Here is a 12,256-nt window from a genome sequence, read left to right as displayed (position 1 = left end):
CAGTGAAGATCGAGGACGTCCAGGTCATCGTCAGCAGCCCGACCCGCAACTTCGTGACCCTGAAAATCAGGACCTCCGACGGTGTCATCGGACTCGGAGACGCCACTCTCAACGGCCGCGAACTGGCCGTGGCGTCATACCTGCGCGACCATATCGGTCCGCTGCTCATAGCCCGTGACCCGAGCCAGATCGAGGACACCTGGAACTATCTGTACAAAGGCGCATACTGGCGGCGTGGCCCGGTCACCATGGCCGCGATCGCCGCGGTGGACATGGCGCTGTGGGACATCAAGGGCAAAGTCGCAGGGCTTCCCGTATATCAGCTACTCGGTGGCGCTTCCCGCGAGGGCTGCCTCGCCTACACCCACGCCACCGGAGCAGATATGCCCGAGTTGATCGATTCGGTGCACCGGCAACTCGAACTCGGCTACCGCGCCATCCGCGCGCAGTCCGGGGTGCCCGGCCTCGACGGCGTCTACGGGATCGGGCGCTCGGACGATGTCGATTACGAACCCGCCGGCCGGGGCGCCCGGCCCTCCGAGGAAACCTGGGACACCTCGGCGTATCTACGCCATATCCCGTCGGTCTTCGAGCAACTGCGCAATCAGTTCGGCCATGAGCTGCCGCTGCTGCACGACGCACACCATCGGCTCACACCCCAGCAGGCGGCACGACTGGGCAAGGACCTCGAACCCTACGACCTGTTCTGGCTAGAGGACGTCACCCCGGCCGAAAACCCCTCCGCCCTGCGATTGGTGCGCCAGCACACCACGATTCCCCTCGCTATTGGTGAAGTGTTCAACAGCATCTGGGACGCCGAACTGTTGCTGCGTGAACAGCTGATCGACTTCATTCGCTGTGCGATCGTGCACGCCGGAGGCATCACACACGTCCGCAAGATTTGGTCGATGGCCGAGCTGTACCAGGTGCGCACCGGTTCCCACGGACCCAGCGACGTCTCTCCGATCGGCCTCGCCGCCGCCCTCCACATGGGCCTCTCGGCCCCGAACTTCGGCATCCAAGAACATATGCGCCACCAACCGCTCGTTGACGAAGTGTTTCGCCACGCCTACCGATTCGATGACGGTTACCTGCACCCCGGTGACGAGCCGGGGCTCGGAATCAGCCTCGACGAGGAACTCGCGACCCGCTACCCCTACGAGTGCGCCTATCTCCCGGTCGCCCACCTACCCGACGGAACCGTCCACGACTGGTAGCTACCCGGCACCCCGCCTCAGAAGGAACGCACTATGAAGGCTGCACGTTGGTTCGGCCGTGACGATATCGCCGTCGTCGACATCGCACCGCCAATACCGACCCCGGAGCAGGCGCTGCTGCGTGTCCTGTGGTGTGGGGTCTGTGGCTCCGACCTCGAGGAATACCGCAACGGACCACTGACCATCCCGGTCACCCAACCCCACCCAGGCAGCGGACGTGTCGCACCGATCACTCTCGGACACGAGATCGTCGCCGTCGTGGAACAGGCCGCCGCCGGTGGCAGCGGATTCCCCGCCGGCACCGTCGTCATCCCCGACGTCGTCATCGGCTGCGGCGCCTGCTGGTGGTGCAATCGCCACGACGAGGGATTGTGCCCGCGACTCACGGTGCTGGGCCAGCACGACGACGGCGGCCTATCCGAGTACATGGTGGCCCGCGCCGACCGCTGCATACCGGTACCGCCCTCGCTCGAACCCGCCCACGCCGCGCTGGCCGAACCTACGGCAGTGGCCGTGCGTGCCCTCCGCAAAGCGCCGCGCGTCGTCGGTTCCACCGTCCTGATCCTCGGCGGCGGTACGACCGGACTGATCATCGCCCAGATCGTCCGTAGCCACGGCGCCCACGCAGTGTTCGTTGTCGACGTCCGCGCCGACCGCCTCGCCATCGCCGAGCACTTCGGGGTCAGCCCCGTCCACGCCGACGAGTTACCGGCGCTGCTGGCAGCCCTACCCGAACCGGGAATTGACACGGTACTGGAATGTACAGGCAGCCCCGGTCTGCTCAATCAGGCCCTTCGAGCCGTTCGACCCGGCGGCACTGTCATCGTGGTGGGACTGCACGGCGGTGACGGACCGGTCGACATCCCGGCACTCGTCATCGGTGAACGACGCATACTCGGCACCGCCGCACACATGTACGACGACGACGTCCACACGGCGGTCCAATTGCTGGCAACGAGAACCGTCGACCCGGAACCGCTCATTACACACCGGATCCCACTCGGCGACGTCGCCACCGTCGGCCTGCCGCTGCTCGCCGACCCCACAGCCGGCGCGGTGAAGGTTCTCGTCCGCTGTTCCGACACAACCGGACCGGAAACCGGAGAACATCCATGACCGCCTCCGCGCCAACCCGATTCGACCGCCGCGTCCATCCCCCTGAACCATCGTCCACCCCGACCCCCCTTACGTCCCCCTGTAGCTGCGCCGCTCCCCAGGAAACCTAAACATGCCCAACATCATTAGCGCCGTCCCGCCCACCGCTCATAGTGCACACCGCCTGCGCCACGTCCTGTTCATTTCCGCCGCCGCTGCCATGGGGGGGTTCCTGTTCGGCTATGACAGCGCCGTCATCAACGGAGCCGTCGAAGGCATCCGCGGGAAGTTCGATATCGGGTCCGCAAGCCTCGGGACCGTGATCGGGATCGCCCTCCTCGGTGCGGCTGCCGGTGCAATGACAGCTGGACGACTCGCCGACCGCATCGGCAGGCCCCGCGTCATGCAGATCGCCGCCGTCCTCTTCGCGATCAGCGGTATCGGCTCGATGCTCCCATTCACCGTGTGGGACCTCGGTGTGTGGCGCGTCTTGGGCGGAATCGCGATCGGGATGGCATCCGTGATCGGACCTGCCTACATCTCCGAGATCGCACCCGCCGAGTACCGAGGCAGGCTCGGCTCCCTCCAACAAGCCGCGATCGTGCTGGGCATCGCCATATCCCAGCTGGTCAACTTCGCGATACTCGGCCTAGCCGGCGGCGACCAGCGCGGCGCACTCCTCGGCCTCGAGGCATGGCAGATCATGCTCGGCATCGAAGTGCTGCCCGCACTCGTCTACGGGTTGGTGGTAATGCGCATCCCCGAATCACCCCGCTATCTCGTCGCACGAGGCCGCATCGTCGAGGCGAAACTCGTGCTCGCCGGTATCGAACCTGCGGGCACCGATCTCGATGCCGAGGTCGCCCGGATCGACGCCCTGATGCGGTCCGAACACAAATCGTCACTGCGAGACCTGCTCGGCGGACGCGCAGTCCTGCTGCCCATCGTCTGGATCGGCATTGCCTTGGCCATCTTCCAGCAGATGTCCGGAATCAACGTCATCTTCTACTACAGCGCCACATTGTGGCAGTCAGTCGGCATCGACCCATCCGACTCCTTCTTTTACTCGTTCACCACGTCGATCATCAACATCATCGGCACCGGCTTGGCGATTGTTCTGATCGACCGGATCGGGCGCAAGACGCTCTGTGTAATCGGCTCGGTCGGTATGGCCATCTCGCTCGGCGTGGCCGCATGGGCCTTCTCCTTCCTCGTTGGGCAGGGTGACGACGCCGCCCTACCCAACCCGCAAGGCACCATCGCGCTTTTTGCGGTGCATGCATTCGTGCTGTTCTTCGCGATGACTTGGGGTGTCGTACTGTGGGTCCTCCTCAGCGAGATGTTCCCCAACCGAATCCGTGTCGCCGCGCTCAGTGTCGCCTGTTCGGTTATATGGATCACCAATTGGCTGATCACCGTGTCCTTCCCCAGCATGGCCGAGTGGAGTCTGTCCGGTTCGTACTTCATCTTCGCCGCATTCGCCGCGTTCTCTGCTCCGTTCGTCATCTGGTGCGTGCGTGAGACGAAGGGAAGGACACTCGAGGAAATGGGGTGACTGCGATTCGCCGACCAGAGGATCGAACGTTAGGGGAATCACTGGCCGGCAGGTTATCCACTCGCCGAAGTTCAGGGTAAAATCGCTGGTTCGTGTGTTCTGTGCGCGGGCTTTCTTCAGCGCGAGCGTCATATTCCTAGGAGTCTTGTTTGATCACCGCCACCGACCTGGAAGTTCGAGCGGGAGTGCGGACGTTGCTGTCTGCTCCCGGGCCGGCCTTGCGGGTGCAGCCCGGCGACCGGATCGGTCTTGTCGGCCGCAACGGTGCCGGCAAGACGACGACACTCCGCATCCTGGCCGGCGCGGGTGAGGCGTACGCCGGGTCGGTCATGCGCACCGGCGATCTCGGTTACCTCCCGCAGGACCCCAAGGAAGGCGACCTCGACATCCTTGCGAAGGACCGGGTGCTCTCCGCGCGGGGCCTCGATTCGCTGCTTCGGGACATGGAGAAGCAGCAGATCCTGATGTCCGAGGTCGTCGACGACGCCGAGCGTGACAAAGCGGTGCGCAAGTACGGCAACCTGGAGGACCGTTTCTCGGCCCTCGGTGGATACGAGGCCGAGAGCGAGGCGGCGCGAATTTGCAGCAGCTTGGGTCTGGCAGACCGTATCCTCGGACAGCAATTGCGCACCCTCTCGGGTGGTCAGCGGCGCCGCGTCGAGTTGGCGAGGATCCTGTTCGCAGCCTCGGATGGTAGCGGCGGACGGTCCGACACGACGCTCCTGCTCGACGAACCGACGAACCACCTCGACGCCGACTCGATCACGTGGCTGCGCAGTTTTCTGCAGAACCACGAGGGCGGACTGATCGTCATCAGCCACGATGTCGACCTGCTCAGCGACGTCGTGAACCGGGTGTGGTTCCTCGACGCGGTGCGCAGTGAGGCTGATGTCTACAACATGACCTGGAAGAAGTATCTGGATGCTCGTGCCACTGACGAGCAGCGCCGACGCCGTGAGCGCGCCAACGCGGAGAAAAAGGCCGGTGCACTGCGCGTCCAGGCCGCGAAACTTGGCGCCAAGGCGACCAAGGCCGTGGCAGCGCAGAACATGGCAAAGCGCGCCGACAAACTGATGTCGGACCTCGACGCCGAACGGGTGTCGGACAAGGTGGCGCGGATCCGCTTCCCCGAACCGGCCGCGTGCGGCAAGACCCCGCTGATGGCGGAGAATCTGACCAAGGTCTACGGTTCGCTCGAGATCTTCACCGGCGTCGACCTCGCGATCGACCGTGGTTCGCGGGTCGTTGTCCTCGGACTCAACGGCGCAGGCAAGACGACGCTGCTTCGCGTCCTCGGAGGCGTCGAAACGCCGGACGCCGGGGGGCTGGTCCCCGGACACGGCCTGAAGATCGGATACTTCGCGCAGGAGCACGACACCCTCGACGACGCCGCGTCTGTCTGGGAGAACATCCGCCACGCCGCGCCGGACACGGGGGAGCAGGAGCTACGTTCGCTGCTCGGTGCCTTCATGTTCACCGGACCACAACTCGAACAGCCTGCAGGGACACTGTCCGGTGGAGAGAAGACCCGTCTCGCGCTGGCCGGTCTGGTGTCGTCCGCAGCCAACGTCCTACTGCTCGACGAGCCGACGAACAACCTCGACCCCGTCTCACGCGAACAAGTACTGGATGCGCTCCGCAGTTACACCGGCGCCGTGGTGCTCGTGACCCACGATCCCGGAGCCGCTGAGGCGCTCGATCCGGAGCGAGTCATCCTCCTTCCAGACGGCACCGAGGACCACTGGTCTCAGGACTACCTGGAGCTCATCCAACTCGCCTGATAAGGGAAGTGTCCTGGTAAGGGGAGTGTGAGGTCAGTCTCGCCGCCGGACGGATTCCTCGACGAGGTCGAGTACGGCCGAGAGATTGTGACCCGCGTGCCCTGACGCGATGCGTGCGACCAGTCCGTCGAGCACAAGGTCCAGGTACCCGATCAGAACGTCGGTAGGCACATCGTCGCGGAGGCGGCCTGCGGACTTCTGCCGCGCGAGACGGGCGATGGTCGCATCGGTAAGTTCGGCCGATCGCTGCGACCAGCTTCTTCGGAACTCTGGGTCGGTGCGCAGCCTGCGGGCGATTTCGAGCCGGGTTCCCAGCCAGTCGAACTGCTCGGGCTGGGCCAACATGTCCCGCATGACCTGGACGAGGCCCTCCTGGGCAACTACGTCGGCCATCCTGGTTGCGTCCTCGTGGGCGAGTGCCAGGAAAAGTCCGTCCTTGTCCTTGAAGTGGTGGAAGATCGCCCCGCGCGAAAGGCCGGTGACCTCTTCGAGGCGGCGAACGGTTGCGCCGTCGTATCCGTATTCGGCAAAGCATCGACGGGCGCCGTCCAGGATCTGACTGCGCCGGGCCGCGAGATGGTCTTCACTGACCTTGGGCACTTTCCCGTCCTCGTCTCACACTGCATATGCCGACAGCGCGCACGGCGGACCCAGCCTGTAGCTGAACCCGCCGTGCGCGTCGGTCGCTAGCGGACTAGCTCTTGATCATGTTGCGGAGCACGTACTGCAGGATGCCGCCATTGCGGTAGTAGTCGGCCTCACCGGGAGTGTCGATACGCACGACCGCGTCGAAGACGATTTTCTCGCCGTTCTCACGAGTCGCCGTTACCTTGACGGTCTTCGGCGTGACGCCCTCGTTGAGCTTTTCGACGCCTTCGATGTCCAAGACTTCGGTGCCGTCCAGCTTCAGCGACGCAGCGGACTCACCGGCCGGGAACTGCAGCGGCACGACGCCCATCCCGATGAGGTTGGAGCGATGGATGCGCTCGAACGACTCGGTGATCACGGCCTTGACGCCGAGGAGGCTGGTGCCCTTGGCCGCCCAGTCACGAGACGAACCCGAGCCGTACTCCTTTCCGCCGAGTACGACGAGCGGGATTCCCGCAGCCTGGTAGTTCTGCGAGGCGTCGTAGATGAACGCCTGCGGTCCGCCGTCCTGGGTGAAGTCGCGGGTGTAGCCGCCTGAGACGTCGTCGAGGAGTTGGTTGCGCAGACGGATGTTCGCGAACGTGCCGCGGATCATCACCTCGTGGTTGCCGCGACGTGAGCCGTAGGAGTTGTAGTCCTTGCGCTCGATTCCGTTCGCATCCAGGTACTGCGACGCGGGCGTTCCGGCCTTGATGTTACCGGCGGGGGAAATGTGGTCCGTCGTGATCGAGTCGCCGAGCAGTGCAAGGACGCGCGCGCCCTTGATGTCGCTGACCGGGGTCGGCTCCTTCGGCATGCCGTCGAAATAGGGTGGCTTGCGTACGTAGGTGGACTTGGCATCCCACTCGAAGGTCTTGCCCTCCGGGGTGGGCAGTCCACGCCAGCGCTCGTCGCCCTTGAAGACGTCGGCGTATCCCTTGGTGTACATCTCCTGGCTGATCGAGGAGTTGATGGTCTCCTGGATCTCCGTGGCGGAGGGCCAGATGTCCTTCAGGAACACGTCGTTGCCGTCGGTGTCCTGGCCGAGGGCGTCGTGTTCGAAGTCGAAGTCCATCGTGCCGGCGAGGGCATAAGCGATGACCAGCGGCGGGGAGGCCAGGTAGTTCATCTTCACATCGGGGGAAATGCGTCCCTCGAAGTTGCGGTTGCCCGACAGCACCGCGGTGGCGGTCAGGTCGTTGTCCTGGATGGCCTTCGAGATGTGCTCGTCCAGCGGGCCGGAGTTACCGATGCAGGTCGTGCAGCCGTAGCCCACCAGGTAGAAGCCGAGCTTCTCGAGGTACGGCCACAGGCCCGACTTGTTGTAGTAGTCGGTGACGACCTGCGAACCCGGAGCCATGGAGGTCTTGACCCACGGCTTGGCCGACAGGCCCTTTTCGACCGCGTTGCGGGCGAGCAGAGCCGCGCCGAGCATGACCGACGGATTGGAGGTGTTGGTGCACGAGGTGATCGAGGCGATCACGACGGCGCCGTGGTCGAGAACGAACTCGCCCTTCTCCTCCGAGACAACCTTGGTCGGCGTGCTCGGGCGTCCCTCGGAACCGTTGGCGGCCGACTGCACGTGGACGGCGCCGTCGTCGGCGAACGACAGGGCTGCGGGATCGCTCGCGGGGAACGACTCCTCGACCGCCTCGTCGAGCTGGGAGTGGTCCGCGGGGTGGTTCTCCTCCACGTAGTTGTGGATGTCCTTACGGAATGCGTTCTTCGAGTCCGACAAGAGGATTCGGTCCTGCGGACGCTTCGGTCCGGCAATGGACGGCACTACGTCGCCGAGATCGAGTTCGAGATACTCGGAGTACTCGGGCTCGTGCTCGGGGTCGTGCCATAGGCCCTGTTCCTTGGCGTAGGCCTCGACGAGTGCGAGCTGCTCGTCGGAGCGGCCCGTGAGCCGGAGGTAGCTGACGGTTTCCGCGTCGATCGGGAAGATCGCTGCGGTGGAACCGAACTCGGGGCTCATGTTACCCAGCGTGGCGCGGTTGGCCAGGGGCACCTCCGCCACACCCTTGCCGTAGAACTCGACGAACTTACCGACCACGCCGTGCTTGCGGAGCATGTCTGTGACGGTCAGCACGACGTCGGTAGCGGTGACGCCCGGCTTGATCTCGCCGGTCAGCTTGAAGCCGACGACGCGCGGGATGAGCATGGAGACCGGTTGGCCCAGCATGGCTGCCTCGGCTTCGATGCCGCCGACCCCCCAGCCCAGCACGCCCAGGCCGTTGACCATGGTGGTGTGCGAGTCGGTGCCGACGCAGGTGTCGGGGTAGGCCTGGCCGTCCCGCACCATGATGGTCCGGGCCAGGTGCTCGATATTGACCTGGTGGACGATGCCGGTGCCCGGGGGAACGACCTTGAAGTCGTCGAACGCGCCCTGTCCCCAGCGAAGGAACTGGTAGCGCTCTCCGTTGCGGGCGTACTCGATCTCGACGTTACGCTCGAATGCGTCGGCGCGACCGGCGACATCGATGATGACCGAGTGGTCGATGACCATCTCGGCAGGGGCCAGGGGGTTCACTTTGTTCGGGTCGCCGCCGAGTGCGGTAACCGCTTCACGCATGGTTGCGAGGTCCACGATGCAGGGAACGCCGGTGAAGTCCTGCATGATCACGCGGGCCGGCGTGAACTGGATCTCGACACTCGGATCGGCAGACGGATCCCAGCTCGCGATGGCGCGAATGTGGTCGGCGACGATGTTTGCGCCGTCCTCGGTGCGAAGCAGGTTCTCAGCGAGAACCTTCAGTGCATAGGGAAGTTTTTCGGTGCCGGGCACGGCCGCGAGGCGGAAGATCTCGTAGGAGTTCTCACCGACCTCGAGGGTGCCTTTGGCGCCGAACGAATCAATGCTCGTGCTCACGTCAGCTCCACTCGTCTATGAGGGTCGCCGCCGACGGGGCTGTGTCGGCGGCTGGAGGTACTGCGGGCGCGGCTGATCCGTGTCTGTGATGCTGACGATTCCGGAATCGGCGCGTACCGCGATACCGCCGACAGTCTAACAGTACGCTTGTCCTGTGAAAATTCGGGGCGATGTCGTTGGGGCGATGTCGATTGCGAGCCCTCGCCAATTATCGGCGAACCCTCCACGTGCGGCGCACGTGGAGGGGATGAGACTTCGGCGACGCCTCACGTAGGGTTCACGCGAGGCCGATGTTCCTTAGCGCAAACCCGGATGAGAGATGACTACCCTGATCGCCACAGTGCTCCCCGTCAGTGCCACGCTTTCCGCCCACTCGGCTCTACCCCTGGCAACAGATCTTCCGGAGGGCGTCGATCTCTCGGACGTGATTACGGACGTGTCCCACGACGGCGTATCGGCGCCGGCGGGCGAGGTTGGCGATCTCACTGCCGTGGTGGACCGGGCGTCCGAGCACAGCATCAAGTTGAGCATCGTCGTGCTGGACAGGGATCCCGGCCGAGATTCGCAACTACGCGACCTTGCCACCGAGGTGGGGGCGGAAGAAGGTGGCACGGTCTTGGTGCTGAGCCCTAGTTGGGTCGGAACCTACAGCGACTCGATCAGTCGAGTTCTGCTCGAATCGGGTCAGGATCACACCTACACCGGCAACGCTGTGGTCGCCGCCAACAACTTCGTCGACGATGTCGTGGAACCCGGCCTCCCATGGACTCTGTTCACGGCGATCCTCATTGCCATTGTTGTCATAGCCTCGGCTGCCACTTTCTTCGCGAAGTCGCGTCGGACGACCACTCGCCGCGGCGAGACACCGGGGGAGGGGAGTGGCGCCACCGCACCTCCCGCCCCGCCCGAGGAACCGAAGCCCTGACGCGATAGGGCGGGATCAGCTTACGGGCAGCAGCACGCGGTGTGTTGCCGCGCCGTCGCACCGACACCCTCGCCGGGTACCGGGTGCCCGCCCCCTCCGACGCCGCCGCCGGACAAGACCCGATCCTGGCCGCGTACGCCCACCGGCACGCCGAGCAGATGCACGCCCACGTCGACACCTACATCACCCGGGCGACCGAAAACCGGGCACCGTGGATGGTGGCGCTCGGTGGCCCGGGCACCGACCCCCGCAAACAGGCCCTGTTCGAGTCGGTGGCCACCGAGATCGCGGTCTCCCGAATCCTCGCCGACGTCACCGACGAGGTGACCGACCCGTGCGCACAGTTGAGCGAGGTCCGCGCCGACGCGGTCGGAAAGAAGATCGAACAGATCCACCACCGCCGCCCCGCCGCATCCGTGTACTCGGCGTACACGGCCGAGGAACTACGGACCGCGGCCGCGTCGGCGCGCCGCCGATCTCCGATGCCCGGCAAATGCTCGGGTTGGCCACCGCTGAACTCGCCTCCGCTACCGGCGACACCACAGTCAGGGTCGTCGACGCCGGTGTGGCCGCCGCCGAAGCCGACGCCCACAAGATCGCCGCCGCCCGCCAGGCACGGGCCGAACATGAGCGGATCCGGCATGATCCGAACGCCACCGACGACCAGATCCAGCAGGCGTACCGGGCGCGGGTGGCCGCCGAGACCGACGCCCCGGAGAACGAACCTGGGGTGCGATCGAGACCGCCGCCACCTACAACCGTGCCCACCAGAGCCGCCGCGACCGCGCCCACCACACCGACGAACGAGTGATCGGGCAGTTGAACACCCGCATCGAGAAAACCATCGCCTCCGACCGGAAACGGCTCACCCTCATCGAGGCCGAACAACGCGGCCGCCCCGGCACCGGCACCCCCACCAGGCGGCGCCCGACCGCACCCGACACCGACCACCAGCCCGCACCCGAACCACCCGTCCACGGCCCAGAACACGACCGGGGACCGGAACTGTAAAACACCACCACACCAACCCTCCTCGCCCACGCCAGCGAGGAGGAATCAAGGAGAAGGCATGGTCGACGACGCAGACAGCCCGGTCCCCACGACCGAAGCTGACCAGCCCTACATCTTCGTCCGGTCCGAGGAACCCTCCTTGCGGCCCATGCAGGTCGACGAGGACGCATCCTGGACGAAACTCGTCAAAGAATCCGCACCGGCCGCAGGCCGGGAAGCCGCCGTGGACGACGGAGTTCGGATCGACCCGCTCACCGCACCGGCCGCCGGGACACCACCGCAGCGAACCCCGCGCCGGACCGCCCCGCCGCCAAATCAGCAAGTGCACGACATCGCGGCATGGCTCACCGACGCCGACCGACGCCGCAGCGCCGGCGAGGACATACGCACCCCGAAACCGATCCGAGAGGTGCTCGGCGCGTTAGCGGGGGCACCGATCGAGCAGACCCGAATCAAGGTCCTCGCCGACGCCGCAGCAGCCCGGCACCTCGAAGGCGAACACTCCGCCAGCGCGCAACGGCTGAACCAGATCGCCAGCGACAACGACGCCCGCCTCCGAGCCCTCCGCGAGCACGAACGCCGCACCGCCGCCGCCACCCACGCGGCCGCACAAACGCCGAAGGACGACATCGCCGCCTCCGCCGAGGAACGGATCGCACGAGAATCCGCGAACGATCGCCGAGTCTTCGACGCCGCCGCCGCTGTCGCAATGGGATATGTCGCAGCGAGAGGACTACCCGCCTACGACCGGCTCGCCCAACTTTCCGACGAACAGCTCGGACCCCTCCCCGAGACACCGGCGGAACTCGCCGCGGCGCCCGCACCAGGTGGGCCATCGACCGTCGACCAGGCCAAGAGCACACTCGACTCGATCGGCCGCGGCCTCGCCCAGGCGGCCGGACCGGTAGCCGGCGACGACGACATCGCCGCCAATCTCGCACCGGTCAACCTCACCCAACTGGGCGAGGAAATCACCAACCTGGCCGCCAGCATCGCCCCCGCGATGAACGCAGCCATGTCCAGCCACCCCCGCACCATCACAGAACTCCTCAACGTCGAACAACGCCCCGACGAAGAGAGCACCATCGCGTTCGAGCAGGACACCGAACTGCACCGACAGGCCGAACGCGACACCGCCCGCGCACTCTAAACCCCCACCCCGATGCCGGCCGA

The 12,256-nt window shown here is 65.6% G+C and carries 11 protein-coding genes; 8 read left to right on the top strand and 3 right to left on the bottom strand.

Annotated elements, in window-relative coordinates:
• The first annotated feature begins 2 nt into the window (after window positions 1-2).
• From manD to RM2_RS09955, 4 genes are all read left to right on the top strand, one after another.
• Entirely contained in the window at window positions 3-1,217 is a 1,215-nt protein-coding gene (gene manD / locus RM2_RS09970) for a D-mannonate dehydratase ManD (protein ID WP_072688736.1), read from the top strand.
• Window positions 1,218-1,250: 33 nt separating this feature from the next.
• On the top strand, window positions 1,251-2,333 hold the full coding sequence (locus RM2_RS09965; RefSeq protein ID WP_072688734.1) for a zinc-dependent alcohol dehydrogenase: 1,083 nt from the start codon (window positions 1,251-1,253) through the stop codon (window positions 2,331-2,333).
• Between the two features lie 112 nt (window positions 2,334-2,445).
• Window positions 2,446-3,867 carry a sugar porter family MFS transporter gene (locus RM2_RS09960; protein WP_072688732.1) on the top strand — a complete coding sequence of 474 codons (1,422 nt, stop codon included), beginning with the start codon at window positions 2,446-2,448 and terminating at the stop codon, window positions 3,865-3,867.
• A gap of 149 nt (window positions 3,868-4,016) precedes the next feature.
• The gene (locus tag RM2_RS09955; protein WP_072688730.1) at window positions 4,017-5,648 is read left to right on the top strand and encodes an ABC-F family ATP-binding cassette domain-containing protein; all 1,632 of its coding nucleotides are present in this window, start codon (window positions 4,017-4,019) and stop codon (window positions 5,646-5,648) included.
• A gap of 33 nt (window positions 5,649-5,681) precedes the next feature.
• On the opposite strand, the gene RM2_RS09950 is transcribed toward RM2_RS09955, so the two are convergent.
• Window positions 5,682-6,248 (bottom strand): TetR/AcrR family transcriptional regulator, encoded by a 567-nt coding sequence (locus RM2_RS09950; protein WP_072688728.1) that lies wholly within the window; start codon window positions 6,246-6,248, stop codon window positions 5,682-5,684.
• Between the two features lie 94 nt (window positions 6,249-6,342).
• Entirely contained in the window at window positions 6,343-9,147 is a 2,805-nt protein-coding gene (acnA, locus tag RM2_RS09945) for an aconitate hydratase AcnA (protein WP_072688726.1), read from the bottom strand.
• Window positions 9,148-9,466: 319 nt separating this feature from the next.
• Here acnA and RM2_RS09940 point away from each other — a divergent pair, with 319 nt between their 5' ends.
• A complete protein-coding gene (locus tag RM2_RS09940; protein ID WP_072688724.1) occupies window positions 9,467-10,072 on the top strand; it encodes an Rv1476 family membrane protein in 606 nt (201 codons plus the stop codon).
• A 20-nt stretch (window positions 10,073-10,092) separates the two neighbouring features.
• Here the strand turns inward: RM2_RS09940 and RM2_RS09935 are convergent, their stop codons facing one another.
• The gene (locus RM2_RS09935) at window positions 10,093-10,467 is read right to left on the bottom strand and encodes a hypothetical protein (protein WP_139277724.1); all 375 of its coding nucleotides are present in this window, start codon (window positions 10,465-10,467) and stop codon (window positions 10,093-10,095) included.
• Between the two features lie 98 nt (window positions 10,468-10,565).
• On the opposite strand from RM2_RS09935, the gene RM2_RS09930 reads away from it, so the two are divergent.
• From RM2_RS09930 to RM2_RS09920, 3 genes are read left to right on the top strand one after another with little or no spacing between them, the layout of a single operon-like run.
• Window positions 10,566-10,883: a hypothetical protein gene (locus RM2_RS09930; protein ID WP_072688720.1), complete on the top strand. Its 318-nt coding sequence runs from the start codon at window positions 10,566-10,568 to the stop codon at window positions 10,881-10,883.
• Window positions 10,880-11,083: a hypothetical protein gene (locus RM2_RS09925; protein ID WP_072688719.1), complete on the top strand. Its 204-nt coding sequence runs from the start codon at window positions 10,880-10,882 to the stop codon at window positions 11,081-11,083. Before RM2_RS09930 ends, RM2_RS09925 begins: the two co-directional genes overlap by 4 nt.
• A gap of 58 nt (window positions 11,084-11,141) precedes the next feature.
• On the top strand, window positions 11,142-12,233 hold the full coding sequence (locus RM2_RS09920) for a hypothetical protein (RefSeq protein ID WP_072688717.1): 1,092 nt from the start codon (window positions 11,142-11,144) through the stop codon (window positions 12,231-12,233).
• Window positions 12,234-12,256 lie beyond the last annotated feature (23 nt).

This window comes from Rhodococcus marinonascens NBRC 14363, from assembly GCF_001894885.1.
GTDB classification, from domain to species: Bacteria; Actinomycetota; Actinomycetes; order Mycobacteriales; family Mycobacteriaceae; genus Rhodococcus_F; species Rhodococcus_F marinonascens.
The sequence above is the reverse complement of the archived record's forward strand: the minus strand, read 5'-3'. Positions and strand labels throughout refer to the sequence as shown.

Coding starts and splice junctions, on each gene's coding strand:
- RM2_RS09965 (WP_072688734.1), top strand. CDS start 1,251: ATGAAGGCTGCACGTTGGTTCGGCCGTGACGATATCGCCGTCGTCGAC.
- RM2_RS09960 (WP_072688732.1), top strand. CDS start 2,446: ATGCCCAACATCATTAGCGCCGTCCCGCCCACCGCTCATAGTGCACAC.
- RM2_RS09940 (WP_072688724.1), top strand. CDS start 9,467: ATGACTACCCTGATCGCCACAGTGCTCCCCGTCAGTGCCACGCTTTCC.
- RM2_RS09930 (WP_072688720.1), top strand. CDS start 10,566: ATGCTCGGGTTGGCCACCGCTGAACTCGCCTCCGCTACCGGCGACACC.
- RM2_RS09920 (WP_072688717.1), top strand. CDS start 11,142: ATGGTCGACGACGCAGACAGCCCGGTCCCCACGACCGAAGCTGACCAG.